Annotated in this window: 22 protein-coding genes, 6 tRNA genes and 1 pseudogene; 12 read left to right on the plus strand and 17 right to left on the minus strand. The window is 36.7% G+C overall.

Going from position 1 to position 25506, the window contains the following annotated elements; genetic code table 11:
• Positions 1 to 20: 20 nt before the first annotated feature.
• From ACJ5H0_RS11975 to ACJ5H0_RS11985, 3 genes are all read right to left on the minus strand, one after another.
• Positions 21 to 515 carry a hypothetical protein gene (locus tag ACJ5H0_RS11975; RefSeq protein WP_411249698.1) on the minus strand — a complete coding sequence of 165 codons (495 nt, stop codon included), beginning with the start codon at positions 513 to 515 and terminating at the stop codon, positions 21 to 23.
• 251 nt (positions 516 to 766) lie between these two features.
• Complete coding sequence (locus ACJ5H0_RS11980; RefSeq protein WP_172281573.1) at positions 767 to 2188, minus strand: sensor histidine kinase; 1422 nt, start codon at positions 2186 to 2188, stop codon at positions 767 to 769.
• Positions 2189 to 2191: 3 nt separating this feature from the next.
• The gene (locus tag ACJ5H0_RS11985) at positions 2192 to 2902 is read right to left on the minus strand and encodes a response regulator transcription factor (RefSeq protein ID WP_172281575.1); all 711 of its coding nucleotides are present in this window, start codon (positions 2900 to 2902) and stop codon (positions 2192 to 2194) included.
• A gap of 168 nt (positions 2903 to 3070) precedes the next feature.
• Here ACJ5H0_RS11985 and ACJ5H0_RS11990 point away from each other — a divergent pair, with 168 nt between their 5' ends.
• From ACJ5H0_RS11990 to ACJ5H0_RS12015, 6 genes are all read left to right on the plus strand, one after another.
• Positions 3071 to 3643 (plus strand): helix-turn-helix domain-containing protein, encoded by a 573-nt coding sequence (locus tag ACJ5H0_RS11990; protein ID WP_172281576.1) that lies wholly within the window; start codon positions 3071 to 3073, stop codon positions 3641 to 3643.
• Positions 3644 to 3991: 348 nt separating this feature from the next.
• Positions 3992 to 6817 carry a TonB-dependent receptor gene (locus ACJ5H0_RS11995; RefSeq protein ID WP_411249699.1) on the plus strand — a complete coding sequence of 942 codons (2826 nt, stop codon included), beginning with the start codon at positions 3992 to 3994 and terminating at the stop codon, positions 6815 to 6817.
• 10 nt (positions 6818 to 6827) lie between these two features.
• Positions 6828 to 8078 carry a DUF5690 family protein gene (locus tag ACJ5H0_RS12000; protein ID WP_411249700.1) on the plus strand — a complete coding sequence of 417 codons (1251 nt, stop codon included), beginning with the start codon at positions 6828 to 6830 and terminating at the stop codon, positions 8076 to 8078.
• Between the two features lie 61 nt (positions 8079 to 8139).
• On the plus strand, positions 8140 to 9294 hold the full coding sequence (locus tag ACJ5H0_RS12005; protein ID WP_411249701.1) for a TIGR03364 family FAD-dependent oxidoreductase: 1155 nt from the start codon (positions 8140 to 8142) through the stop codon (positions 9292 to 9294).
• A 4-nt stretch (positions 9295 to 9298) separates the two neighbouring features.
• Complete coding sequence (locus ACJ5H0_RS12010) at positions 9299 to 9967, plus strand: HAD hydrolase-like protein (RefSeq protein ID WP_411249702.1); 669 nt, start codon at positions 9299 to 9301, stop codon at positions 9965 to 9967.
• Between the two features lie 170 nt (positions 9968 to 10137).
• Entirely contained in the window at positions 10138 to 11991 is a 1854-nt protein-coding gene (locus tag ACJ5H0_RS12015) for an alkaline phosphatase family protein (RefSeq protein ID WP_411249703.1), read from the plus strand.
• Positions 11992 to 12074: 83 nt separating this feature from the next.
• Here the strand turns inward: ACJ5H0_RS12015 and ACJ5H0_RS12020 are convergent, their stop codons facing one another.
• From ACJ5H0_RS12020 to ACJ5H0_RS12030, 3 genes are read right to left on the minus strand one after another with little or no spacing between them, the layout of a single operon-like run.
• On the minus strand, positions 12075 to 12554 hold the full coding sequence (locus ACJ5H0_RS12020; RefSeq protein ID WP_411249704.1) for a GNAT family N-acetyltransferase: 480 nt from the start codon (positions 12552 to 12554) through the stop codon (positions 12075 to 12077).
• 13 nt (positions 12555 to 12567) lie between these two features.
• The gene (locus ACJ5H0_RS12025; protein ID WP_411249705.1) at positions 12568 to 13983 is read right to left on the minus strand and encodes an aminotransferase-like domain-containing protein; all 1416 of its coding nucleotides are present in this window, start codon (positions 13981 to 13983) and stop codon (positions 12568 to 12570) included.
• A 43-nt stretch (positions 13984 to 14026) separates the two neighbouring features.
• Entirely contained in the window at positions 14027 to 14392 is a 366-nt protein-coding gene (locus ACJ5H0_RS12030) for a hypothetical protein (RefSeq protein WP_273650219.1), read from the minus strand.
• A gap of 620 nt (positions 14393 to 15012) precedes the next feature.
• Between ACJ5H0_RS12030 and ACJ5H0_RS12035 the strand changes: the two genes are divergently transcribed.
• From ACJ5H0_RS12035 to ACJ5H0_RS12045, 3 genes are read left to right on the plus strand one after another with little or no spacing between them, the layout of a single operon-like run.
• Entirely contained in the window at positions 15013 to 15933 is a 921-nt protein-coding gene (locus ACJ5H0_RS12035) for a glycosyltransferase family 9 protein (RefSeq protein ID WP_411249706.1), read from the plus strand.
• Positions 15934 to 15986: 53 nt separating this feature from the next.
• The gene (locus ACJ5H0_RS12040; RefSeq protein WP_411249707.1) at positions 15987 to 16523 is read left to right on the plus strand and encodes a hypothetical protein; all 537 of its coding nucleotides are present in this window, start codon (positions 15987 to 15989) and stop codon (positions 16521 to 16523) included.
• A 4-nt stretch (positions 16524 to 16527) separates the two neighbouring features.
• Positions 16528 to 16830, plus strand: coding sequence for a hypothetical protein (locus ACJ5H0_RS12045; RefSeq protein ID WP_411249708.1), 303 nt, complete (start codon positions 16528 to 16530; stop codon positions 16828 to 16830).
• 240 nt (positions 16831 to 17070) lie between these two features.
• On the opposite strand, the gene ACJ5H0_RS12050 is transcribed toward ACJ5H0_RS12045, so the two are convergent.
• The 8 genes from ACJ5H0_RS12050 to ACJ5H0_RS12085 all read right to left on the minus strand — a co-directional run bounded on the left by ACJ5H0_RS12050 (position 17071) and on the right by ACJ5H0_RS12085 (position 20086).
• Positions 17071 to 18003 (minus strand): phosphotransferase, encoded by a 933-nt coding sequence (locus ACJ5H0_RS12050; protein ID WP_411249709.1) that lies wholly within the window; start codon positions 18001 to 18003, stop codon positions 17071 to 17073.
• A gap of 101 nt (positions 18004 to 18104) precedes the next feature.
• Positions 18105 to 19229 carry a chromate efflux transporter gene (chrA, locus tag ACJ5H0_RS12055; protein ID WP_411249710.1) on the minus strand — a complete coding sequence of 375 codons (1125 nt, stop codon included), beginning with the start codon at positions 19227 to 19229 and terminating at the stop codon, positions 18105 to 18107.
• Positions 19230 to 19459: 230 nt separating this feature from the next.
• A tRNA-Leu gene (locus ACJ5H0_RS12060) sits at positions 19460 to 19543 on the minus strand.
• Between the two features lie 6 nt (positions 19544 to 19549).
• Positions 19550 to 19625: transfer RNA gene (locus ACJ5H0_RS12065), tRNA-Gly, on the minus strand.
• Between the two features lie 8 nt (positions 19626 to 19633).
• Positions 19634 to 19715: transfer RNA gene (locus ACJ5H0_RS12070), tRNA-Leu, on the minus strand.
• A gap of 115 nt (positions 19716 to 19830) precedes the next feature.
• Positions 19831 to 19914, minus strand: a tRNA-Leu gene (locus ACJ5H0_RS12075).
• Between the two features lie 6 nt (positions 19915 to 19920).
• A tRNA-Gly gene (locus ACJ5H0_RS12080) sits at positions 19921 to 19996 on the minus strand.
• A gap of 8 nt (positions 19997 to 20004) precedes the next feature.
• Positions 20005 to 20086: transfer RNA gene (locus ACJ5H0_RS12085), tRNA-Leu, on the minus strand.
• 181 nt (positions 20087 to 20267) lie between these two features.
• On the opposite strand from ACJ5H0_RS12085, the gene ACJ5H0_RS12090 reads away from it, so the two are divergent.
• The 3 genes from ACJ5H0_RS12090 (at position 20268) to ACJ5H0_RS12100 (ending at position 22231) form a co-directional block, all read left to right on the plus strand.
• The gene (locus tag ACJ5H0_RS12090; protein ID WP_172281607.1) at positions 20268 to 20645 is read left to right on the plus strand and encodes a DUF3127 domain-containing protein; all 378 of its coding nucleotides are present in this window, start codon (positions 20268 to 20270) and stop codon (positions 20643 to 20645) included.
• Positions 20646 to 20706: 61 nt separating this feature from the next.
• Positions 20707 to 21363 carry a leucyl/phenylalanyl-tRNA--protein transferase gene (gene aat, locus ACJ5H0_RS12095; RefSeq protein WP_273650225.1) on the plus strand — a complete coding sequence of 219 codons (657 nt, stop codon included), beginning with the start codon at positions 20707 to 20709 and terminating at the stop codon, positions 21361 to 21363.
• Positions 21347 to 22231: a DMT family transporter gene (locus tag ACJ5H0_RS12100; protein WP_172281611.1), complete on the plus strand. Its 885-nt coding sequence runs from the start codon at positions 21347 to 21349 to the stop codon at positions 22229 to 22231. The genes aat and ACJ5H0_RS12100 overlap by 17 nt, the downstream gene beginning before the upstream one ends.
• A gap of 48 nt (positions 22232 to 22279) precedes the next feature.
• Here the strand turns inward: ACJ5H0_RS12100 and ACJ5H0_RS12105 are convergent.
• The 3 genes and pseudogenes from ACJ5H0_RS12105 to ACJ5H0_RS12115 all read right to left on the minus strand — a co-directional run bounded on the left by ACJ5H0_RS12105 (position 22280) and on the right by ACJ5H0_RS12115 (position 25492).
• Positions 22280 to 23660 (minus strand): annotated as a pseudogene (locus tag ACJ5H0_RS12105) (tetratricopeptide repeat protein).
• Positions 23661 to 23870: 210 nt separating this feature from the next.
• Positions 23871 to 24842 (minus strand): quinone oxidoreductase family protein, encoded by a 972-nt coding sequence (locus tag ACJ5H0_RS12110; protein WP_411249711.1) that lies wholly within the window; start codon positions 24840 to 24842, stop codon positions 23871 to 23873.
• 74 nt (positions 24843 to 24916) lie between these two features.
• The gene (locus ACJ5H0_RS12115; protein ID WP_345991220.1) at positions 24917 to 25492 is read right to left on the minus strand and encodes a Crp/Fnr family transcriptional regulator; all 576 of its coding nucleotides are present in this window, start codon (positions 25490 to 25492) and stop codon (positions 24917 to 24919) included.
• Between the last annotated feature and the right edge of the window lie 14 nt (positions 25493 to 25506).

Genomic DNA, 25506 nt, shown 5'->3' on the forward strand with positions numbered 1-25506 from the left:
ATTGAATTGTGTGTTTTTTTTTAGACCTCGACAAAAATCTCAGCAAGTCTTCCTCTTTCCGGAAGGCTCTCAGAAATCTCAAGAGTAATCTCATGTGATTCAAGATCTTTGCATTTTTTGATGTACGGAATGATGTCGAACTTCCCCTTCCCTTTACTTTTAATCGATGGCGAATAATAAGCCTCGTCAATTTTTTCTGTTATTATGTAATTATTAAATGTTCTTTGAAAACTTCCTGTGAAAATATCGCAGGTCATTTTATTAATCAGGTGAGGATATTTGTTTTTTATGATGCTGAATGCGTCACAAAATTCATGGGATCTTATTTTACCGAATATGGTACTCTTCGTCGTGAATAAAAGATCTCTGATAGAATCTCCCATGTCATATCCCGACACGAATATGATGTTATATTTTGTTTCGTCATGTTTCCCGTCTTTTTCCTTAAGTACTTTTTTTAATATATTTAATGACTCAAGGGAGTAATCGGTGGCAATTAAAATTGTTTTGGTCATATCTTCGATTTTAGTGTTATCTGATTTTGATAATACAAAACTATAGTGACCAAATTAGAGGATCTTTGGAATGGAATTAAAATGTCATTAAAGAGATTAAAATGAGATTAGAAAATTGTTAAGAGAATTTAATATAGAAAAATGAATGGGTAAAAAAGAGTGAATAGTAGAATTTCAACCTATTCATTTACAGAACAAAATAAATTAAGCCATCCCCCTCAACTCCAAAAGAATCTTACGATCTTTCAAGTTTAAGATTTCGCCCCCAATCCCTGGTTTTCTGCCTGCATCACATAGAAATTAGGAAAACGAAGCTGGACGGTAGTCCCCTGATTTTCATGGGAGCTTACAATCAGTTCTCCGTGATGCATTCTTACAATATTTCTTGCCAGTGGTAAGCCGATTCCATAGCCCTCATAGTTTTTCGTATTAGAGGCTCTGAAGAACGGATCGTAGATTTTATTCATTTCTTCCTGAGGAATTCCGATACCATTATCCTTTATAATAATATAAACATCGGTATCCGTGGCGCCTAAAGAAACCTTTACCTGCTGGAAATTGGAATATTTACACCCGTTATTGATGATATTGGCTACAGCAAGATGCAACAATTGCTCATTACCCTGAACTTTCAGCTTCTTTGGATTTTCCGGCAACATGCTGATATCCAAATAAATATTATTCCTCGTATCAATCCTTCTAAGGGTTTCAATAACATCCCAAAGGAGCTGATCGATCCTTACTTTATCTATCTTTTGGATCTTACCATCAAATCCGGTTTGAGCAATCATAAGCAAGGCTTTGATTTTCTTATCCAGTTTTTCGGCTTCATCGAGAATGATCTCCAGTGTTTCTTTATATTCTTCGGCGGTTCTGTTGATTGAGAGAGCAACATCTGCTTCTCCCATAATAGAAGTAAGCGGAGTTCTCAATTCATGTGAAACATTTCCGATCAGATGATTCTGGGTTTCAAATGAAGTTTCAATCCGGTTGAGCATATCATTGAAAGTATCTGCCAGTTCATTCAATTCTTTATTATCGGGATGGGACTCCAATCTTAAGTGAAGATTCTCCGAACTGATCTCTTTTACTTTCCCCGTAATTTTTAAAATAGGTTTGAATAAATTTTTGGATAAATAAAATGAAAAGATCATGCTGAAGAACAAAGAAAGGATAATACAGGTAACCAATGTCCTCTTTAGGAATCCCAGATAATAAATCAGGTAATGGTTTTTCGCAGAAGCTATTGCTATATAATCTTTATCATGAAATCTGAATGACTGTCCTATATAATAAAACTCTTTATCATTATAATTGTCCTCCCCTTTTTTCATGATGTTCTTGAAAAAGGTATCCGGAATATGAACTTCCTGGGATATTTTCCTGAAATTGGAATCTGCAGGAACCATAAATACATAGTCCTTTTCCATGGGAAGCTCTTCGTCATTCAGGCTGTTCAGGATGTAGTTTTCCGGAAGGTCCAGATGTTCTTTTCCTTTTTCGATTTGTACTATCGTTGTTGTCCGGATTTTAAGCAATTCATAAAACCTCTGATGTGAAAAATTGACAATAGAGAAGTACACCAGCCCTCCAAACAGTAATATAATGGTAGTAAAAACCACCATTAAAAGTATCATTGTTTTGGTTTGGGTAGTAACAACTTTATTAAACATCCACTAAGGTTTTTTTAAAACATATCCCATCCCGATTACCGTGTGAATCAGCTTTTGATCATCCTGGTTGTCGAGCTTTTTCCTAAGATAATTAACGTATACATCTACCACATTGGTCCCCAGCTCATAGTTCACGCCCCACACGGCGTCCAGAATTTCTGCCCGAGAAATTACTTTTTCCGTATTATTCAGAAAATACATCAACAGCTTATATTCTGTGGAAGTAAGGGAAACTTCTTCTCCTGCACGGGTTACCTTTTTAGTATAATCATTCACGATCAGATCGGAAACCTGATAAATATATTCACTATCCGCATCCGGCTCTACCGCTTCTTGGGTCGCGGTATTATTAACGCTTCTTCTCAGCAGGGATTTTACCCGGGCAACCAGTTCTATAAATTTAAAAGGTTTTACCAGATAATCATCTCCGCCACTCTCCAGGCCAAGGACAATATTCTCGGAGGTTCCCAATGCAGTTAGAAAAAGAATAGGAACATGCTGATTGGTCTTTCTTATTTCCTTACAGACATCAAGCCCATTCATTTCGGGCAGCATAATATCCAAAATTACCAGATCAAAATCATTGGCTTCTACCAGCTGTACTCCTGTACGTCCGTCAAAAGCTACAGAAATCTCATAGCCTTTTTCCTGAAGTCCCTTTTTTATAAAAGATACTACACTGGTTTCGTCTTCGATCAGAATAATTTTTTTCATAAGTAACGAATTTCACAAAAATAGCAAAAAGATAGGAAACGGAAGGAATGCATGAATCATGAGTTTTTCAATGAAATGATGGTAAAGTTGGTGAAAACTATAGAGAATAATATTACATTTGCTGTGATAAGCAACTAATGAAAAAAGTTTAGGTTAAATTTTTAAAGTATGAATGATTTTTTAATAGGAATAGGCAAAAGATTAAAAGATATTAGAAAGAAAAATAATTTAACCATCAACGAGCTGGCCTTTAAAGCCAATGTAAGCAATGGACTTGTGTCCAGGATTGAAAATGGGAGAACAATTCCGTCTCTTCCGGTTTTGTTGGACCTCATCCAGTCCTTGGAAATCGATGCCAGTTTTTTCTTCGAAGGCGTTGAAAAAAAATCAAATGCCAAATTCATCTATCTTCCTAAAGACAGTCAGCAACTTATAGAAAAAGAAGTAGAAGCGGAAGGCTTTAAATATGTTCATATTTTCAGTAAAAGTCTTCATTCTCTGGGCTTTGAAGCGGTTTTATTAACCCTTGAACCTAATTCCAAAAGAGAAAAAGTAATTACGGATGCCTGGGAATTCAAGTATATCCTGAAAGGAGAAGTAAAATACCTCATCGATAATGAAGAAGTGATTCTACATGAAGGTGATTCTCTATATTTTAACGGGAAGTTACCTCACGTTCCTGTAAGTATCAGCAATGAAAGCTGTATTATGCTGGTCCTTTATTTTTACTCAGATAAGTAAACCACTTATTTTTCCTGCCCATATCCGGAGTTAATTATAATCTGTTTTTTTATTAAAAAGTTTACAAATATTCAACTTTTACTTTTTACGGCTCTAATAAAATGAATGCAAAATGAACTTATCTTCCTTTCATGTGTATTCACATTTTAAGATACTCTCTTTAAAAAAAAACAACCAAACCCTCTGTTTTACAGCACTAATTATCAATTAATCTTATTTTTTAACGACAATTTTACGTAATACACCCTTAACAATATGGTGTTATTTGTTAATCATTACTTAATACCGAATATTTACATATATTAAAATTATTAGCTTGTTTTGCATAAAAATTTAATATTTGTAAAAATGAAAACAAGATTGAAGAAATTACTCCCCTTTATGTTTCTTTGTTTCATTGGATGGGCATCCGCCCAAAAACAAACGATTACGGGAGTTGTATCTGACGAGAATCAACCTCTTCCCGGAGCCACGATCAAAATAAAAGGATTATCTAAAAATATGGTTACCGATATTGATGGTAAATTCACCATTAATGATCTTAAGGCAGGTGAATATAATTTGCAGATAAGCTATATAGGATATGAAAGCACTACTCTTCCTGTAAGCATTCAATCCGAAGAAAATACTGATCTGGGCATAATCCGATTACAACAAAAACATAAAAATATTGACGAAGTAATTGTTACCGCCACATTAAAAAACAGCGAAGCAAGAGCTTTAAATCTTCAAAAGAATGCAATCAACATGACCAATGTAATTGCTTCGGATGGTATCGGAAAACTTCCGGACAGAAATGCTGCAGAAACCGTTCAACGGGTCCAAGGTGTTTCTATTGAAAGAGACCAGGGAGAAGGACGATTTGTATCTATACGAGGACTTCCTCCGTTCTGGGCTTCAACAACGATTAATGGAAACAGGCTTCCAACGGCAGAGGAAGAAACCACTTCAAGAGCAACTGCTTTTGACTTCTTCCCAACAGAGCTTATTTCCTACGTGCATGTCAATAAATCTTTTACTCCGGATATGGAAGCTGATGGAATAGGAGGCGGTGTGAATTTTATTACCAAAACCCCTCCTATGAAACAAGAGCTAAAGATCACGGTTGGAAGTGGTTACAATGCAAAATCCGACAAGGGAGTTTATAATCTGGGCTTATTGTACGGAGGAAGAACAAAGGATAAAAAGCTGGGATACCTTTTTAATATTGCCCACTTTACGAGAAACTGGTCTACAGATAATTTTGAGGCGAGAAGAAGTGGTGACCAGGGAGTCTTCAGATTGGAGTTGCGGGATTACAATGGGGTAAGAAAGACCACGGGGATCAATACAGCTTTTGAATACGTGTTGTCTCCAAAGAGCACTCTTTATTTAAAAGGAATGTACGGAACGTTAGCAGATGATGAAACCCACTACAAGCACAGAATAAGATTCGATAAATTCAGTTCTACCAACAATACGGCAAGAGTGGAATTACAGAATATCCATAATCTTCTGATTACGCAGCTAACCTCTGTGTCTCTGGGAGGGATCCATCAATTGAATAAAGGAAAAATAGATTGGGACTTGTCCTACTATGATAACCGGTTCAAATATGGAAACATTCCGGACAAACAAAACAATTCTTATTATGTGATCAAATACACTCAGTCCGGAGTTGGCATTGATCCTAATTATATTGCAGATCGCGGAAATGGGCCTAGAGCGTATTGGAAAGCCGATGGCGGAAAATTGGATTATAAAGATCCTGATGCATTATTTGGGTTCTACAGTGATACTAATTTCAAAATGGATGCTTCTCAAATGAGATTCACAGATCTTGAATTCTACAAAGTTTTTGTTGAAGAAAAAGACAAAATTGTAGCGGCCTTCAACCATGAGATTTACGCGTCGGATAAACTGACCTTCAAGTATGGTTTTAAATACAGGGATAAAGAGCGTAATGCAAAATTTTCAGATATTTTCTATAGCTGGAACAACGGAACAGCTCCCCTCCTTTCTGACTACGGGCAATACATTACTACGCAGCCTAACGGTCCAAAATATTTAAGTGAAATGAATGCCCATATTGGCAACAGTTTCGGTCCCGTTTTATCGACTACCGGAATGGACCAGTTCTGGTTCCAGAATCAGGGAAATTTAAAAATAAATCCCGCAGATTCCGAATCTTTGGAATACAATAAAGCATTGGGTAGAAACTTCGATGTATTTGAAAAACATGCCGACGCATATGGAATGGGAACATATAAACTGAATGATAAAATTACAATATTGGGAGGAATCAGGTTGTCTAATACCAATACGAAGGTAAAAGGTTATAACGTAATTGATGATAAACTGGTTCCGGTAGAAAATACTAAAAAATACCTGGCCGTTTTACCCATGCTACACATCAAGTATGCATTAAACGACAAAACAAATTTTCGTTTTGCAGCAACAAGAACTTTTTCAAGACCCAATTTCGGGGACCTGACACCTGGAGGAACTTATATTGAGGCCGACAATGAGTTTAAAGGAGGAAATCCTAATCTTAATCCGACGTATTCGTTAAACATTGATCTGATGGGAGAATACTATTTCTCCAATGTAGGTATTTTAAGCGGAGGGATCTTTTACAAATCCATCACAGACCCCATTTTCCAGGATTCTTTTGTAGGTTCATATAATGGAAATCCGGGAGTTCAGTTTACAGCACCCAATAATGGAAAAACAGCGTCATTGGGAGGTCTTGAGCTTGGCCTGAACAGAAGATTCGACTTCCTTCCGGGATTCCTGCAATATTTCGGAACACAGCTAAACGCTACTTTCATGACTTCAAAAATGGAGAAACCCAGTGGTAGAAAGGTTGCCCTTCCTTATCAGGCAAAAGAACTATACAACATACAGTTATTCTTCGAAAAAAAGGGATTCAATGCAAGACTGGCTTATAACTATAAAGGAAAATACGCCGTGGAATACGCTGAAGATGATATCAATGATACCTATTATGGAAAGTACAGCAGCTTAGATTTTGGAGGATCCTATCAGTTTACAAAATTTCTGACGCTGTATGCAGATGTAAATAACATCCTGAATAAGCCTTTGATCTATCATTTCGGTAAAAATGAAAATCGTCCTGAACAGGTGGAATATTATGGTGTAAGGTTCAATATGGGAATTAAACTTAACTTCTAGAAGGGTCAAAATGGAAGGCAACACCAATAAAAATAGAATGGTAACACTGAAGGCAGCATTTTCTGCTTTCGGTGTTTACTTCTGCATGTACGGATTCCGAAAGCCTTTTACGGTAGCTTCCTTCGAAGGCCTTGCATACTTCGGAGTGGATTATAAGGTCCTGATAATCATTGCCCAGGTTATGGGATATTTTATTTCAAAATTCGTTGGAATCCGATTTATTTCTGAACTAAAACCCGCGAAAAGAATCTTCTACCTGTTAAGCTTTATTGCTATTGCAGAGCTTGCATTACTGGGTTTTGCAATCTGCCCGGCACCTTACAACATTATTTTTATGTTCATTAACGGTTTTCCGTTAGGATTGATCTGGGGAATTGTTTTCTCCTATATTGAAGGAAGAAAAACGACGGAGATCATAGGCTTGTTTTTATGCTCAAGCTTTGTCGTTTCGTCCGGGTTTACCAAATCTGTCGGAAAATTTATAATGGATACGTTTGCTGTTTCAGAATTCTGGATGCCTTTTACAGCAGGATTGGTTTTTATTATTCCTTTGGTCATTTTCGGCATCATGTTAAATAAAATTCCCAAGCCATCAGCAGAGGACATTTTATTAAAGAATAAAAGACAACCATTAGACAAGCCTGCAAGAAGGGCATTAATCCGCCGTTTCTTCATTCCTATGATGTGCATTACAGTTGTGTATATCAGTTTAACCATTCTCCGGGATTTCAGAGACAATTTCAACCGTGAGATCTGGGATGCACTTAGCTTTACAACAGACAGCTCTGTTTTTACCCTGACGGAAATTCCGATCGCCATTGTAGTGCTTTTAATTTTAAGCCTTATGGTAAGGGTAAAAAACAATAAAAAAGCTTTTGCCTATTATCATTACATTCTTTTTGCGGGAATACTAACGGTAGGATTTTCAACGTATTGCTTTCAGCATCATATGATGTCTCCGTTTCTATGGATGATGGTCTCCGGAATGGGAATGTATCTTTGCTATATTCCATTCAACGGAATTTATTTTGACAGGATGATTGCGGCCTTTGAAATCAAAGGAAATGTAGGGTTTCTGATTTATTTTGTAGATTCATTTGGTTATCTGGGCAGCGTTCTGATCTTACTTTATAAGAATTTCGGATCTTCCAAAACAACATGGCTGAATTTTTATATTCACCTTAACTATTTCATCGTAATTACGGTTTTGATTTCTTCAGTGATTGCTTTCCTAGCTTTCAAAAAAAAAATCCAAACCTAAACTAAATAAAAATCAATACATCCATTTCGATGCTTCGAAAATGGTTTAAAACAAAAGTAAAATGACAACAAAATTTGATCTTATTGTTGTGGGTGGTGGAATTCTGGGAACATTCCACGCTTATCATGCACTAAAAAGAAACCTTAAAGTAGCTTTGGTAGAGAAAAATGCACAGCCTCAGGGAGCTACGGTAAGAAATTTTGGGCAGGTGGTTCCATCGGGAATGGATCTTAAATGGCAAAATTTCGGAAGAGAGAGTCTGGCCATATACAATGAGCTGCAATCCCAAACAGATCTAACAATACGAAAAAACGGTTCTGTTTACCTTGCTTCCAATGAAGAAGAACTTAAGCTTATCAATGAACTTTATGACATCAACCGGAAAAATGGTTACGAGTCTGTTCTTCTCTCAAAAAACGATTGTATGAAGAAATTTGATGGACTTCGTTCAGATTATTGTAAAGGCGGATTATTCTTTCCGGAGGAACTTTCTATAGATTCGGGGGAAATGATCGTCAAACTTCATAAACTTTTACAGGAAAAACTGGATTTAAAGATCTATAATAATACGACCGTAATTGAAACGTATGAAGATAATAATCAATGTGTTGCCCAGACATCAGACGGACAGCAGTTACAGGCTGCAAAAATAATCATCTGCGGAGGTCATGAGTTTAAAACCTTATACCCTAACGTATTCAATGAAAGCGATTTAGTGGTCACGAAACTACAGATGCTACAAACCAAAGCTCAGGGTATTTATTCCTTACAGGGAAATATCCTTACCGGGTTATCCATCAGAAGATACGAGTCATTCCAGGAATGTCCTTCCTTTCAGGAAATCAAGGCGTTAGAAACCCCTGATTCTTTCGAAAAGAGATATGGGGTCCATATTCTATTTAAACAGGCTCTTGATGGATCTATCATTTTAGGCGATTCTCATGAATATGCAAGTGCAAAAGATTCGGATGCCCTGGGATATGACCTGAATATGGAAATCGATGAGTTTATGATCAGCGAGGCCAAAAAGATCATTGATCTTCCAACCTATGAAATTCAGAGAAGATGGTTTGGGATCTATTCTCAATGTAAAACAAAAGATATTTTCGAACATAATCCATCTCCCAACATTCATATCATTACAGGTATCGGTGGCAAGGGTATGACCGCAAGCGGTGGATTCTCAAAATTTAACATAGATAAAATATACGCATAAAACAATGAAGAACATAGAATTATTGGTTCTGGATATGGCCGGAACAACAATTAATGAAGACAATGTAGTTTATAAAACTTTAATGCATGCAGTAAATGATTACGGTTATAATGTTACTCTGGAAAAGGTATTATCGAGCTGCGCAGGAAAGGAAAAATTAGAAGCCATCAGTGGTTTGCTTAATGAAATAGGAGGCGACGCAAATGATTCCCTTCCCATTTTTGAAAATTTCTCTGATCAGCTAAAAGTAGCGTATCAGAACCTTGATGTAAAGCCAATCGAAGGGATTGAAAATTTTCTGCTAAAAATGAGGTCGAAAGACAAAAAAATTATTCTTAATACCGGATATACCTATGAAATTGCGCAGCAGCTTCTGGATAAGCTGGGATGGAAGGAGAATGTATATTATGATGCGCTTATTACGGCTAATGATGTATCCGAAAGCCGCCCAAGTCCTGAAATGATTCATCTGGCCATGCAAAAATTCAACATCCTTGATCCTCAAAAAGTGCTGAAAGCAGGAGATTCGGTGGTTGATATTGAAGAAGGAAAAAATGCAGGGTGTGGATTAACGATTGCCGTTCTTTCTGGGGCTCAAAAAAGATCCGAACTTGAAAAATCCAATCCTGATTATATATTCAATACCCTATCTGAGGCTGAAGAAGTTATCTAGCATATTCTTTCATCTTACTACTGATCATCCAGCCTCAGTTTCTTATCGTTTTTTTATCCTTTAATTAACTTTAAGTTCACACATGTTTACAAATAGTAAATTAATTTTACAAATAATAAAATATTAATTACTATTTGTAAACATTTTCATTTCAAAAAACAAAAATTTCTATGAAAACAAAACTATTTTCAATGGCAGTTATGGTGAGCTGCTTTTTAAGTGCTCAGACAAAAAAGGTTCTTTTTATCGGAATCGATGGTTGCCGGGCAGATGTTATGATGTCTTCCGATACACCTAATATTAAGTCGTTAATTACAAAATCGGTGTATTCCCTTGACGGCCTTTGTGCTGCGACAACCTGGAGTGGAAATGGATGGAGCACCATGCTAACTGGGGTATGGCATACAAAACACAATGTTCAGGATAATAATTTTACAAACCCGAATTATGTAAATTATTGCGATTTCCTTACCCGTGCAGAGGCCTATAATTCAAATTTAAGAACAATCTCCCTCGTACATTGGTCGCCTATTAACGATATTATTATTAAAAATGCAGATGTAAAGACCAATTTCAGCACAGATCTGGCGGTAAAAAATGCTGCTGTAGATGCATTGCAGAATGATAATCCAGATATTCTGTTTGTGGATTTTGATGACGTGGATCACGCAGGCCACTCTTATGGTTTTTCTTCGACCGTACCACAATACGTTTCCTCAATGCAAACAACAGACACTTATATCGGAGAAATTGTAAATGCGATGAAAAACAGGTCGACTTACAACAATGAAGATTGGCTGGTAGTCCTGACAACAGACCACGGGGCAGTAAATAATGGTCATGGAGGAGGAAATCTCTCTGAAAGGAATATCTTTACGATCTACTCTAATCCGAACCTTACTCCACAACAGATCAGTAAAACGGACATCGATTCGAATATCACTTTCAACCAACTTAACTTCCCTGCCGGTACTTATGCCAAGCCTACCAACCAGGTTCCTTTTAACTTTGGGGCTAATCAGGACTTTACGATTGAATTTTGGGTAAAGCCTAATGCCAGCTTCTCGAGTGATCCTGTAATGATCAGTAATAAAAACTGGAACAGCGGAAAAAACAAAGGATTTGTTATCTCAGGATATTCGGGACAAACCTATAAAGTAAATATTGGTGATGGTACGAACAGAATTGACCTGGTAGGAGGAAAAATGGAAACCAATAAGTGGAAACATATTGCAGTAAGTTTTGATAGGGATGGTCTTGTAACTCTCTATGAGGACGGTGTGCCTGTTACTTTTGCCAAAATGAATACAATCGGAAATATTGATTCGGGGCTTCCGTTAACGATCAATCAGGACGGAACCAATACTTATGGACAGAACCTGGCCGCTTCGTACAAAGACATCAGGATCTGGAAATCAGCCCTTCCTAATGATGTTTTAGTTAATTGGGCTACCCAAAATATCACTTCTGCCCATCCTTATTATGCTCAATTACTGGCTAATTGGAAATGCAATGAAACTTCCGGCAATACACTGACAGATTCAAGTTCAAACAGTAATAACAGTACGATTACAGGAAGTCCTACCCGTAGCCTCAATACAACAACTAACTTTAAAATCTATAATTATTTATCTACTACAAGAGAAACAGATCATCTTCCAACTGTACTGAACTGGCTATGTGTTCCTGTAGAAAGCTCCTGGGGAATTGATGGTACCAACAGATTATCCAGCTGCCAGAGCAATACTTTATCTGCAAAAAACACGGAAAGATCAGCAGAAGATTTTAAGATATATCCCAACCCGGCAAATCAGAATATCAATATAAAATTCAAATCTGATGAGAAAGAAATGACATTTACAATCATCGATACCCGAGGGTCCGTGGTTTTGTCTAAAACATCGAAATCATCGGATGGACAATATGACGAGACATTTGATATTCATAAGGCTCCAACAGGTGTTTATTTTATAAAAGTTACAGGAGTCCAGAAATCCCTAACGAAAAGCTTTATTAAGAAATAAGAAAGAATTTCAATATCATTAGTAGATTTAAATTGGATATTAGAACTAGGATTACTCCAGGTTCTAATATCTTTTTTTTTTATTTACTCCCTAAGCTTTAGCTCCATCTGTGTATCGCAACGGTTATACGCCGAATGAGTAACCGGAATATGCTCAAATCCAAGCTTTTCATATAATTTAATCGCTGGCACCAAAATAGAATTGGTCTCCAGAAATATTTTCTCCGCGTGTAGTGATTTTGCTTTCTCCACCAAAGCCTTTCCTAAAAGATATCCTATCTTTTTACCCTGGGCCTTGGGGCTTACTGCCATTTTCGAAAGTTCATAGATTTCAAGTCCTGCCTTCACTAAAGCACAGGTTCCTACCACTTCATTATCCAATAGGGCAAATACAATGTGACCTCCTTTATTGATAATATATTCCTCAGGATTATCAAGCAATTTGTAATCCCCGCTTTCCATCACGAAGAATGTTTTGATCCACTCTTCATTCAATGCTTTAAAAGCTTCTTTGTATTGAGGGTGATACGCCTCAATCTTTACTTCATTATTCTGGTCATTCATATTCTTTATAGTATTAAATATTATTCTTTATCATATTTCCGAGTTTTTCAATATCACTTTCCACCCTATCGGTCCATTCGAGGGCATAATTCAGTCGCATACAGTTCCGGTACTGATCATATTGTGAAAACATCCTTCCCGGAGCAAAATTGATTTTATGACTAAAAGCTTCGTCAAAAAGATCCTCGGTACATATCCTTTTATCGAGCTCCAGCCAAAGCATAAACCCGCCTTTAGGTTCCGAGATTTTGGTATTATCCGGAAAATAGGAGGTAACCGCTCTCTGAATCTGCAAATAATTGGAATAGACTTTATTTCTGAACATTCTTAAATGATGATCATACCTTCCATATTCAAGAAAATCAGCAATCACATCAGAGTATAATGACGGACTGCATACCGTCTGAACCAGCTTCTGGCGGATGATCCTGTCTTTAAACTGTCCCGGGGCGACCCAACCTACCCGGTATCCGGGAGCCATAGTCTTGGATACAGAGCCTACCCACATCACCAGCCCTGCTTCATCATAAAATTTACAGGGCTTGGGGCGTTCTGCTCCAAAGTATAAATTCCCATAAATGTCATCTTCAATCAGCGGGACATTGTAATGAGTAATTAATCTTACCAATTCCTTTTTATGCTCATTGGGCATCTGAAAGCCCATCGGATTATTAAAATTAGTCACAAAACAACATGCCGATAATTTCGGCAATACCTTTTTCAGGGCATCAAGATCTACTCCATATACCGGATGGGTAGGAATTTCTACGGCTTTCAACCCTAATAGCTGAATAGCCTGTAAGATCCCAAAATAGGCCGGACTTTCAATCGCGACAGAATCACCGGGCTGTGTAACTGCCATTAAACTGTTATAGATGGCATTCATTGCTCCGGACGTAATAACCAGGTCGTCTTCTGTAATTTTTCCTTCCATCACTAAAGACCATTTGGCAATCTCCCGGCGAAGATTATGATTCCCTTGTACCGGCTCATAATTCGTTCCAAAATCATTTTTACTTTTGATTACATTAATGATGGATTTCTTCATCTTAGCCAAAGGCAGAAAATTCTTGCCGGGTATAGCTAAAGCAAATTGGGTAATTCCTGAATCTGAAATCGTTCCGAATACTTTATCTATAAGATCTTCTTTGGTTCCCTCTATTTTGGAATCCTTCATTTTGGTTACAGATGGAAGATCCAGTTTCCTCTGGGAAGTGTGGCTTACATAATATCCAAACTTGGGTCGGGACTCAATCAAAGACCGGCTTTCCAATTCCATATAAGCCAGTTTGATCGTATTCAGGCTTACATTGTATAACTTCTGGGCACTTCTTAGGGAAGGCAGTTTATCTCCAAACTGTAAGGTTTCAGTCTGGATCTGCTCCATCATTATTTTTGCTATTTTGAGATATAAGACTTCTTTGCCCATAATATCATTGTTTTACATAAAGCAAGCAAAAAGCTATTCATCCTTAAATATTGATCCAGTTTATGATCCTGCTGATGGTGCTTTTCAATTGCCCGGGGTCATTATAATTATCTGAAGGAGCTTTTTTAAAACAATCTTCAGCATACTTTTTGAAAGCCTCTTTTTCTTTTGCATCCATATTCCCGGCTTCAAAAATCACAAAATCTACTGTATCCTGATCATTGATGATAAGACTTGCAAAAGCTATAATTTCATCTGTTTTTTTGGCCATTACAAACGGGAGTCCAAAGTCTTCATTCACTTGCTTCAGATTTCTCTCTTTAACAAAAATCTGTTTCAAGTGCACCAGATCAGAAATATAAACCTCATCAAACTGAAGTTTGCCTGTAGGCAGAAAGCATGTTTCCATAGTGTTTACATTAGATATGTAAAGTTAAAACACAATGCTAAAAGGATACAGATACAGAACTTACTATTATTGTGGGTACAGCAAATTTATTAAAAAGAATTGGTTTGTATTATCGGAGCGTTATTCTACCGGTATGGTATCGAAAACCCTTCAGCTAAAATCCGGAAAATACTTTTGCAGAGATTTGAAAGGTTCAAATAAATTTTCAAATCGAAAAGGTAGATTCTATGCTTTCTTTATTTTAAAGACTTTTTATCCTTTTATTAATTTTTTATCTAAAAAAACATCAATTGTCCATAACCTGAAATCCCTATGAATAAAGGACTTTACAAACATTACAAAGAAATTTTCAATTGTATACATATTAAATTTTATAAACACAATTAACTTTTCAGTAAATAATCAATCAAATGATTGTTTTGTGCTAATTTTATACATACGGTTTTTTTTTAAGGAATGTTTAATACGAAATCGGGATCATCATGATCCCCGCTGAGCTATGAAAATACCCAAACAACTCAATGTGATCAGGAGGAAGGTAATGCGTGGTCTTACCAAAAATATGGGCCAGTCGAATTCTACCGTTAAACCCGGCAAAGAAGTCATCATAAAAAAAAATATTGATTTCGCGCCCCAACCATAGATTAGGGAATTTATTATTGCTGTCCCCTATCGTTCAGGAGGTTAACGATACTTTTCCGGATGCCAGGATTGATTTATTTGTAAAGGGAAGTATATCACCTATTATTTTTAAAAATTATAAAAATATTGACCAGATCATTCAGCTTCCGAAGAAACCTTTCAGCAATCTTCTGAAATACATTCGGAGCTGGAGTTTGCTTCGCTGGAAAAAGTATGATTTAGTGATCAATACCAGCCATAGCTCGTCATCGGGAAAAATATCCACCCAACTGGCCAATGGCGATTATAAGTTCTTTAATGAATGGAATGATGAACTTCATTCAGAATATCCGGATTATCCGCATGCGGCAAAAAATCCTATTTATAATTTGCGAAAATTTCTTACCCACCTGGGATTTGAAAAAAATACGGGAAAGGTTCCTTTTTTAAATATAAAGCTGAGTCCGGAAGAAATAGAAACGGGTAAAAGGAAATTAGAAGGAATTACTAAAAACGATCAAAAAACCATTTGTCTCTTTACCAATGCCACAGGCGATAAATGCTATTCCAATACCTGGTGGGCATCATTCTATGAAAGCCTGAAAATGACATTTCCAGATTATAATATTGTTGAACTTTTACCGGTAGAAAATATTTCCAGATTAGATTTCAAAATTCCCAGTTTTTACAGTACCGACATCCGGGAAATGGGTGCCTTTATAGCCAATACCAGTGTTTTTATTGCCGCAGATAACGGTGTAATGCACTTAGCCAGTGCCGTAGGAACACCGACAATAGGATTGTTTATGGTAACGGATGAAAATGCATATAAACCCTATAACGATAAAAGCTTCTCCATTAATACAAATAATGTTAAGGAATCCGAAATACCGGATTTAATAAAAACGGTCCTTCAATAACCGTTGACTAATATTGAAAACACACAAACACACACCACAATTATACCACTCATATGAATCTTGTTCTTGCACCAGATTATGCTCATTACCAAGATGAAATAATCCGTATTATCAAAAATTTCCATAGTGAGGGGACTTTAATCGGTCCCGGAAGCAGAAATATTGTAAAGTCATTTTCCATCAATGGAAAAAAATTCAATTTTAAATCATTTAAGCAGCATAATTTTATCAACCGGCATGTCTACAAATACTACCGGAAATCCAAGGCACGGCGGTCTTTCGAATATGCCCATATGCTGATCGATAAAAACCTTCACACCCCACAGCCGATTGCTTATGTAGAGTTTCACGACTGGCTGGGTCTTACCAACAGTTATTATATCAGTGAACAACTGGAAAACATATATACTCTGGAAGATGTGATGTACGCACGAAGCCCCTTTGAAAACCTGAAAGAAGTCATTAAAGAGTACACCCAGCTCATCTATTATTTACACGAACAGGGAATTGAGTTTATTGATAATTCTCCGGGGAATTTTCTTATAAAAAAAATCAACGGCGCTTATCGTTTTTTTTATGGTGGACCTTAACAGAATGAATTTCCACACTGAATTTGAAATGCCCAAAAGGATCAAAAACTTCTCACGGATAACCAATGATCCGAAGATTCTTAAACTGATCAGTTCAGAGTATTCTAGGCTGGCAGGAATTTCTTCGGAATACTTCCTTACACAGATTGTTAAAGCCGCCAATACTTTACAAACCAAACGAAGAATAAAAAAGGTTTTGAAGTTTTATAAATATTTCCTTAAAGTACTTCCCATTCCTAAAAACTTAATTCTTATCTCATTAATCAGTTTTTTAGAATCTGATTTACCTTTTCTTGTTTTTGGCTGAAGGTCAAAAATTACAGTAGAAGGAAGGTGTTGATTTATAGTCGGAAGAAATTATCAGCCCCAAAGTAATTATCTAAGATAATTGAAATATAAAGTCCTGCTTTTTAAGTAGGATTTTTTGTTGGCACATGTATTAATACTGGTTTTAATCTTTGAGCTCTGTTATTATTGATCCTTTTTTAATTATTAATATCAATTTTTTGATAAGCGATCCATCGTTTTAAATTCCCAACCATCCTTTTTAATGATCTTCATTCAAGAAAATATTTGTCCAATATTCAAATCTATCGCACTGAACACTTATGTAGTAGGTCATAATTGCTAAACATGCGTAGGGCAAAAACTTTTTTTCTTCGTTACTAATTTTAGTTACAGTTTCATACCCTTTAATGAAACTATCGGTTTTTACCTGATATTCTTCTTCGTTCAAATGAGTTGTAAACAACTGAAATAGAAAATAGGAAATATCAAAGCATAAATAACCGTTGCCACAAAAATCAAAGTCAAAAAATGTTATTTCTTTTTCATTATCAATATGTAAATTATCAAACCAAACGTCGAGATGAACAGCTCCATATCTCATTTTACGTTTGTCCGTACTATCCATTTTTTGCGTTAAAAAAGCAGAAAGTGTTTTTAAAAATTCATTTTCGCTAACATTTTTACTATAAAATTCTTTAGTTCTTATAATAGGATTCTTAAGCAAATTTTGAGCATTGTAGGTTATTCTCTTCAGTTCAATATTTTCTGTGGATTGGTGAACTTTTGCTAATGCCTGTCCAATCAGAAAACTTGTTTGGTGGGAGAATTTTGCTGTTTTTATGCCTTTAGCATATGAAAATAAAACACCAAATCGTGTTCCTTCCGATGCTTCAATTTCCTGAATGAAATTGTTCGATTGATCAGCTATGGGAAAAGCAACTTGTCGCCCTGCTTCTTTTAGATGAATTAAAAGTTTTAGCTCTTCTTCAATTTCTAATTGAGATCGCCAGTTATGTGTATAAACTCTAAAAACATATTTATTTTCGTCATCATGAACAATGTATAAATGATTCATGGCAAGCCGGAATACTTTGCATTCAGTTTTCTCGGTTAATTTATAATTTCTTTGAATAAACTTACCAAGTTCATTTGGTGAAAGCGTGCTATTTATGGTAGGAAATTTCTCTGTCATTAGTTTTTCGTTCGTAGTTGAGTTATAATGTGTATGCAATTTTGCTCGTAATTTTCAGCCTTATATTTACTAAATTATTTTTACTAAAATTGGGGAATATCTTACATCTTTTGTAAAATATATCCTAAAAAAGCTCCCAGCATAACAATCCATGCACTGTTTATTTTTTTGAAAGTAAACATCAAAATAATGCATAATACAGCAATAATTATTGTTTTCCAATCTGCGATACTATCTTTTGCCATTTCATAACATATATTTATAATAATAGCTATTGACGCAATATTGACTGCATCTAAGAAAGATGAGAATATTTTTGATCCCCTCATCATCTTTACGATTGGGTTAAGTAATGCTACAAAAATAAATGAAGGAAAAAAGATACCCAACGTAGCAACCAAAGCTCCTGACCAGTTATTTATTTGATAACCAATAAAAGTAACCGATGAAAAGACGGGTCCTGGTGTAAATTGTCCAACAGCTATAGCATCTAATAGTTCTTGTCTTGTTAATAAACCTCTTCCCACCAATTCTGTATCAAGAAAAGCAAACAGGACATATCCGCTTCCGTAAAGAATAGCTCCTACTTTAAGGAAAATTAGAAATAATTTAATATTACTTTGTGACAGAGAGCTAAAATCTGGAATCTGTAGTAAAGTTATTGGAATAAGTGAGTTGGTCGTATTTTTCTGTCTTATCATTGCAAATAGCATTGCGATTATACCTGCTCCGAATAATAAAAAGAGTTCATTAATTCCTAAGAAAGAAAGCATCAGCACGCTAATACCAATAATCCATAGTGGGATGGTTTTTAAAGATTTTTTTGCGAGGGGAAAAACAGCCGATAATATTACAGATATGATAGCAGGTTTTATTCCATATATAAAGGGCTGAACTTGTGGAAGCTGCCCATATTCTTTATATAACCATGCAAAACATAAAGTAATGATAACAGCAGGACATATAAAACATAATCCAGCTACAATCAGTCCTTTCCAACCGGCCCTTTCCTGCCCGATATGAATTGCCATTTCTGTACTATTGGGACCTGGGATAAGGTTAGTTGCTCCGATCAGATCAAGAAAATGCTCCTCAGACATCCATTTCCGTTTTGTTACTACTTCCTGCTGCATCATGGCAATATGAGCGGCAGGACCTCCAAATGCTGTAACTCCCAGTTTCAGGAAAACACCGGCAACTTCTTTCAGATTATTGTCTTTTCCCACAATTTTTTATGTATTTGTCTATCAAAAAAACTATACTCCCATAATAGATTCACTCTTGTTTGGAGTGATCCAATTTAAGCTTCACACTGAGATATGAAATTACTTATTTCTTTTCTCTTTCTAAATTTTAATTATAAAATATGTATAACCTCAGGTATAATAAATAAGAAGTAGCAATGAGGTATGTTCTAAAAATAAAAACCCCTCCGCAACAAAGTTACGGAGGGTTGTACCCCAGACGGGACTTGAACCCGTACGTCCTTGCGGACACAGGATTTTAAGTCCTGCGTGTCTACCAGTTCCACCACCAGGGCGTGGGATGGAGCGAAAAACGGGATTCGAACCCGCGACCCCAACCTTGGCAAGGTTGTGCTCTACCAGCTGAGCTATTTTCGCAAACGTTGTGCGGATGAAGGGACTCGAACCCCCACGCCTCACGGCACCAGATCCTAAGTCTGGCGTGGCTACCAATTACACCACATCCGCTGGTTCTGCTGATCTGTAACTACAGATATCCTCAGCATTATTCTTACAAATATAATAAATACAACTTAAAAAAAAACAAAAAAAAATCCTCCGCAACAAAGTTACAGAGGATTAGTACCCCAGGCGGGACTTGAACCCGCACGCCAAAAGAGGCACAGGATTTTAAGTCCTGCGTGTCTACCAGTTCCACCACCAGGGCATGGAGTGGAGCGAAAAACGGGATTCGAACCCGCGACCCCAACCTTGGCAAGGTTGTGCTCTACCAGCTGAGCTATTTTCGCAAACGTTGTGCGGATGAAGGGACTCGAACCCCCACGCCTCACGGCACCAGATCCTAAGTCTGGCGTGGCTACCAATTACACCACATCCGCATTGTTTGGTTAAGTTGTATTTTAAAAGAACTTCTTTCGTTTTTGTGAGTGCAAATATAGGGCAATTTTCTACAATCACAAGGCTTTTTTTCAAAAAAAATTAAAATTTCTGCATTTTTTTTTTCCTGACCCCTTTTATTACATTTCATTTTCTTACTTTTACATCGTTAATATATACGATATGGAATTACAAGGAACGGTAAAGAAACTTTTTGATGCTCAGACATTTGCAAGCGGATTTCAAAAGAGAGAAATGGTTATTTTAACTCAGGAGCAGTATCCACAGCCGATAAACATAGAATTTTTGTCTGACAAGATCAGTTTATTAGACAACCTTAAAGAAGGAGAAAATGTAAAGGTGGGAATCAACATCAGAGGAAGAGAATGGACATCTCCTCAGGGTGAAACCAAATACTTCAACTCTATCACAGGATGGAGAGTAGAAAAAGTTTTTGATAACGGATCAGAACCTACTCAGGCAGCTCCTTCACAATCCGGATCTCCGGTTTCAAATGAAAATCCATTTGCGGGAGACGAAGATGATGATTTACCTTTTTAATTAGATACAACGATTAAAAATATAGATCCTGCTTTTTAAGTGGGATTTTTTTTTCCTCAACATGGTTCGATTAGACGAAAACGAGATTTCATTTCCTGATCCGGAACTTTATGACGGGCACGAAGGGGTTATAGCTTTCGGAGGGGATTTATCGGTAGAAAGAATTTGGTTTGCCTATCAGCTGGGCATTTTTCCCTGGTTCAATCCGGGGGAGGAAATTCTTTGGTGGAGTCCTGATCCCCGTTTTGTTTTGTTCCCTGATGAACTAAAGGTTTCGAAATCGATGCGTAAGATACTCAATCGCGAAGTTTTCACCTTTACTGAGAATAAAGACTTCCGGGGAGTCATCAGAAACTGCCAGCAGATAAACCGAGTCGACCAGGCCGGAACCTGGCTTTCCGATGAACTTATGGAATCATTTATCACACTTCATGACTATGGGTTGGCAAGAAGCATAGAAGTTTGGAAAGAGGGTGAACTGGTAGGTGGCTTTTACGGCCTCCAGATCGGTAACGTCTTTTGTGGTGAAAGTATGTTTGCCAAAGTAAGCAATGCTTCCAAAGCAGGTTTTATCCATTTTGTGGAAACTTATAAAGACCAGCTTGATCTTATTGACTGTCAGTCCCATACAGAACATCTGGAAAGCCTCGGCGCAAGGATGATCCCCAAAAAACAATTCTTACACTACTTACACAAAAATAATGAAAGCACACAATGAAAAATGGATTCTCTTACTGCTGCTCAGTCTCATTTGGGGATCTTCTTTTATCTTAATTAAAAAATCTTTAGAACATTTTAATCCTTTTCAGGTAGGTGCATTAAGGGTCCTTATAGCAGGGATCATATTATTACCTATCGCAATTTCGAAGTATAAACTATTTCCTAAAAAACACATCAAGTGGCTTATTTTGGCAGCGATCACGGGGAATTTTATCCCGATGTTCCTCTTTCCTATTGCAGAAACAGAAGTAAGCAGCAGTATTGCAGGGATTATCAATTCTATGATGCCCATTTGCGTGATTATCGTAGGCGCACTGGTATGGAAATTTGAAACCACAAAACATCAGATTATAGGAGTTTGTATTAGTTTTGCGGGAGTATGCATCCTCGCTTTCGGAGGAGGAGACGGAGCGAAATTTAAAATGATTCCGATTGCTTTGTTATTGCTGGCTACATTATGCTATGCGATAAGTACGACCACTGTAAAATCGAAGCTTATGGAATTGTCTTCTGTTATTTTATCCTCATTTATATTCTCTTTTATACTCTTTTTTCCTTCGATCATTGCTTTAGCATTAACAGGATTTTTCTCGGAGTTTAGTTTTTCAAAAGACAATATGACGGGATTGCTTTTTGTAAGCTTATTGTCGATTTTTGGAACAGGACTGGCCATGACCATGAATTACAGGCTCCTGAAAGTATCGTCTCCGCTCTTTGCATCAACCGTTACTTTACTGATGCCTATTGTTGCCATTATCTGGGGCATTCTGGATGGCGAAAAATTAACTTTCCTCCAGTTTGTAGGCGCAGCGATCATTATAGGAGGTTTGATCTTTTTAAGGACAAAACCTGCCGTAAAAAAATAAATCCTGCATTACTGCAGGATTTTTTATTTAAGAACCATTATTGATTCGTTAATTCTTTTTCTTCACTTTGGCTTTAGCCTTTTTTACCCCATCTTTAATGAAAGGATATTTCTTCTGCATATCCTGAACAAGAGTCGGGTCCAGATCTAATGCCTTCTGAAGGGTTTCAATTCCTTTTTCCTGATCTCTAAGGTTGAAATAGCAGTTGCTTAGCTGATAATACAATTCTGCCCTGTTATGATTTTCTATAGCTTTGTATAAAATCGTAACGGCTTCTTCGTATTCACCCAAAAGCATTAATACTTCTGAGTAGGCATACCAGTTGTAAAACCTTGACGGTTCTGAAGCTACAAGCTTTTTCAAACAGGAAAGGCTTTCTTCAAATTTTCCAGCATCAATAAATAAAAATGCAAGCCTTTTTTGATAATCAAGGTTGCTGTCATTCAGATGAGTTGCCTCTTTTGCAAAATGAAGCGCTTCAGCCATTCCCCCCCATTTCCTCATACAAATAAGACTGCTCCATCATAGACAGATAGAACTGAGGATCTTCCCTCAATGATTTCTGAAAAGAGTTCAATGCGATGATCGGCTGCTTCATTGCTTTATAGCATAATCCGATTTTATAGTAAGTAAACGCTTTGGTATATTCCAACTCCAGCATTTCCTCATATACTTCAATGGCTTTTTTATATTGCCCTAATGCTTCGTAACAAGCTGCTTTATTCGCATATACTCCTACAGAAGATGAATTGATCGCTAAAAGATAATCAAACCCTTTAATCGCTTCTTCATAATTCTTTCTGTTGAAATAGAACTGTCCGTATTCATACCATGCGGTTTCAGAATAAGAAAATTCATCTAAATATTCATTCAAAAAGGCAATAGCCTCCTCGCTCTTTTTTAAATCATTAAAGCAGATCATACAGTTTTCCAACGCATATTCATCCGTTGGGTCTTCTTTCAATGCTTTTCTGTAATGTTTAAGAGCGTTGAAAGGATCTCCTAAGTTCACATATTCATCCGCAATAAAGTTGTGAAGAAAGTTTTCTTCTTCCTTCAGTTCTAATGCTTTTTTACAAATTTCAATGGATTTTCTAGGATTTCCCAAATTCGAATAATACTTGGCGTAGCAAACTAAAAAGTCCGTGTGCTCCATAGATGAAGCCTTTAACTCGTCTATTAGCTCTTTTGCCGTATTATAATCTTCCCACTCCAAAAGAACTTCAAGCTTTTTGATCTTGATGTCCAATGAATTAGGATGAAGCTTTAGGCCATAGTTAACAGCATTATCCGCATAGTTAAAATCGCCCAGCTCCAGATAATAAACAATAATGTCTTCCAGTTCTTCTGTATCGAAGTAGAATTCATCATTATTTTCAATCATTTCTTCGAACTTTTTTACCAGTTCATTTCCAAAATATTCTTCCAATATACTGTTTCCTCCGTCAGCCAACGCCCGAATTTACTTGCGAACCTCGGCAAACTTATTTAATTAATATACTACTTCTGAGATTGTTAATTCAAAATTACTGCAAATTTGCGACTTTTTTTTTGAATTATGTTTTCGTAATTTTCTATCCTAAAGATAGTAAAAAGAAGAATATAATGAAAGAAATGTGGATAAAAAGAGGGATTCACATTAAATTAACACTACTAACCTTTTTCTGTTAGGAATTTCATTTTGCCATACCGATTCAATATCTTCTAAATCAATAACTTCAGTTTCCATTTTTATTTTTCCTTCTGCTGCAGCCTGGAACATTTGAGGGATAATTTCCGTAAGCAACAACTTAAACTCTTCAGGAGTCCAACTTCCCAATCCGGAACCGGAAATCTGAAGATCAGTTCCTCTGAGTATCTGTGACGACAGCTGAATAGTGTCTCCGCTCATTCCTCCAACGGACACCAATCTTGTTTTGTGGGAAAAATTTCCATCTCCTTTTATGGAGGACAGAAGAAGCTCAATAGAATGACCCCAGATGTAATCCAGTACTACATCAATAGGAGTCTGGCTATGAATTTCCTTTATTTTCTGCGTAAACTCCCCATCATTCATTTTCAAGGAAATAACCTCATCGGCACCCAACTCCCGAAGCGCCTGCAATGCTTCTTCATTTCTACCCGTGGCAATTACTTTTTTAGCTCCGTATAATTTTGCGATCTGTACAGCAATCATTCCGGTTACCCCTGTTGCTCCATTAATCAGGACCGTTTCTCCTGTTTTTAATTGTGTTTTAAACCTTAATCCCATTGCTGAGCCCATAATCGCATTAGGTAATGCTGATGCTGTAGCGAAATCCAATCCATCAGGAATGGGAACAGTCATATGTTTATCAGCTATTGCTTTTTCTGCAACCGTTCCTCTTTTACTGAAAAAATATACTCTTTCTCCGTTTTCCAATATTCCGGCTCCGTCACTTCCTATAATTTTAGGCTGATGTTCCTCATTTTCCGTAGAATAGTGTTTTCCGCTTGCTCTGGCCCTATCCAAATGTTTGATGGATGCTGCTTTTACATAGACGAGTTGCTCATTGTCCTTCGTAACTTGAGGATCCTGAAAATCTGCATATTGAGGAGTTGCTCCTTTTTCAAATACTACTGCTGCTTTCATTCTTTTTAATTTTTATACAAAATTATGATGAAGGAAACCCCTGCTGCAATAACATTTGTTATCAGTTTACTTCGCTAGCCTCCTTTGAGGATTTTGGCCTTTATTCTGCTCAGGTGGACGGTCGTAATTCCGAGGTAAGAAGCGATATAATGCTGGGGAACTCTTTTAATAATTTCAGGTTTCTCCTTTGCAAGATCAAGGTAACGTTGCTGAGGACTGTCTTTTATAAATGAAAAGAAATGCTTCATATAATCAAATGTTCTCTCAAAGACTGAATCCATAAAGCGATCCCTCAGCTCAGGATCATTATATATTTCTGCTAAAATCCGGTCAACGGTGGGCTTATCTATTTTCCATAAAATGCAAGGTTCTATGGTCTCAAAGGAAACCATGCTCGGCAGACCTTTTCTGAAGCTTTCCAAAGAAGAAAACATGGTATTCTCCGTAAAAAACTGAAAAGTAACATCCTTTCCGTCATTGTTATACCAGGCTCTTGCCAATCCCTTTTCAATATAATAGGCATGCAAGGACACCTCATTCTCTTTTAAAAGAATGGTCTTTGCCGGTACTTCAATGCGTTTGAATTCCCTGATAAATCGGACACATTTTGTTTTCGGAAACGGAAACTTTGCTTTTAGATGCTCAAACATATTTAAATATAAAA

The organism is Chryseobacterium proteolyticum, assembly GCF_046591535.1.
Taxonomy (GTDB): Bacteria; Bacteroidota; Bacteroidia; order Flavobacteriales; family Weeksellaceae; genus Chryseobacterium; species Chryseobacterium proteolyticum.

Excerpts from the sequence above, each read along its gene's own strand:
- ACJ5H0_RS12010 (WP_411249702.1), top strand. The coding sequence starts at position 9,299 with ATGAAGAACATAGAATTATTGGTTCTGGATATGGCCGGAACAACAATT.
- ACJ5H0_RS11990 (WP_172281576.1), top strand. The coding sequence starts at position 3,071 with ATGAATGATTTTTTAATAGGAATAGGCAAAAGATTAAAAGATATTAGA.
- ACJ5H0_RS11980 (WP_172281573.1), bottom strand. The coding sequence starts at position 2,188 with ATGTTTAATAAAGTTGTTACTACCCAAACCAAAACAATGATACTTTTA.
- ACJ5H0_RS12115 (WP_345991220.1), bottom strand. The coding sequence starts at position 25,492 with ATGTTTGAGCATCTAAAAGCAAAGTTTCCGTTTCCGAAAACAAAATGT.
- ACJ5H0_RS11995 (WP_411249699.1), top strand. The coding sequence starts at position 3,992 with ATGAAAACAAGATTGAAGAAATTACTCCCCTTTATGTTTCTTTGTTTC.
- ACJ5H0_RS12090 (WP_172281607.1), top strand. The coding sequence starts at position 20,268 with ATGGAATTACAAGGAACGGTAAAGAAACTTTTTGATGCTCAGACATTT.
- aat (WP_273650225.1), top strand. The coding sequence starts at position 20,707 with ATGGTTCGATTAGACGAAAACGAGATTTCATTTCCTGATCCGGAACTT.
- ACJ5H0_RS11975 (WP_411249698.1), bottom strand. The coding sequence starts at position 515 with ATGACCAAAACAATTTTAATTGCCACCGATTACTCCCTTGAGTCATTA.
- ACJ5H0_RS12005 (WP_411249701.1), top strand. The coding sequence starts at position 8,140 with ATGACAACAAAATTTGATCTTATTGTTGTGGGTGGTGGAATTCTGGGA.
- ACJ5H0_RS12045 (WP_411249708.1), top strand. The coding sequence starts at position 16,528 with ATGAATTTCCACACTGAATTTGAAATGCCCAAAAGGATCAAAAACTTC.
- ACJ5H0_RS12000 (WP_411249700.1), top strand. The coding sequence starts at position 6,828 with ATGGAAGGCAACACCAATAAAAATAGAATGGTAACACTGAAGGCAGCA.
- ACJ5H0_RS12100 (WP_172281611.1), top strand. The coding sequence starts at position 21,347 with ATGAAAGCACACAATGAAAAATGGATTCTCTTACTGCTGCTCAGTCTC.
- ACJ5H0_RS11985 (WP_172281575.1), bottom strand. The coding sequence starts at position 2,902 with ATGAAAAAAATTATTCTGATCGAAGACGAAACCAGTGTAGTATCTTTT.
- ACJ5H0_RS12110 (WP_411249711.1), bottom strand. The coding sequence starts at position 24,842 with ATGAAAGCAGCAGTAGTATTTGAAAAAGGAGCAACTCCTCAATATGCA.
- ACJ5H0_RS12050 (WP_411249709.1), bottom strand. The coding sequence starts at position 18,003 with ATGACAGAGAAATTTCCTACCATAAATAGCACGCTTTCACCAAATGAA.
- ACJ5H0_RS12025 (WP_411249705.1), bottom strand. The coding sequence starts at position 13,983 with ATGGGCAAAGAAGTCTTATATCTCAAAATAGCAAAAATAATGATGGAG.
- ACJ5H0_RS12030 (WP_273650219.1), bottom strand. The coding sequence starts at position 14,392 with ATGGAAACATGCTTTCTGCCTACAGGCAAACTTCAGTTTGATGAGGTT.
- ACJ5H0_RS12040 (WP_411249707.1), top strand. The coding sequence starts at position 15,987 with ATGAATCTTGTTCTTGCACCAGATTATGCTCATTACCAAGATGAAATA.
- ACJ5H0_RS12015 (WP_411249703.1), top strand. The coding sequence starts at position 10,138 with ATGAAAACAAAACTATTTTCAATGGCAGTTATGGTGAGCTGCTTTTTA.
- ACJ5H0_RS12020 (WP_411249704.1), bottom strand. The coding sequence starts at position 12,554 with ATGAATGACCAGAATAATGAAGTAAAGATTGAGGCGTATCACCCTCAA.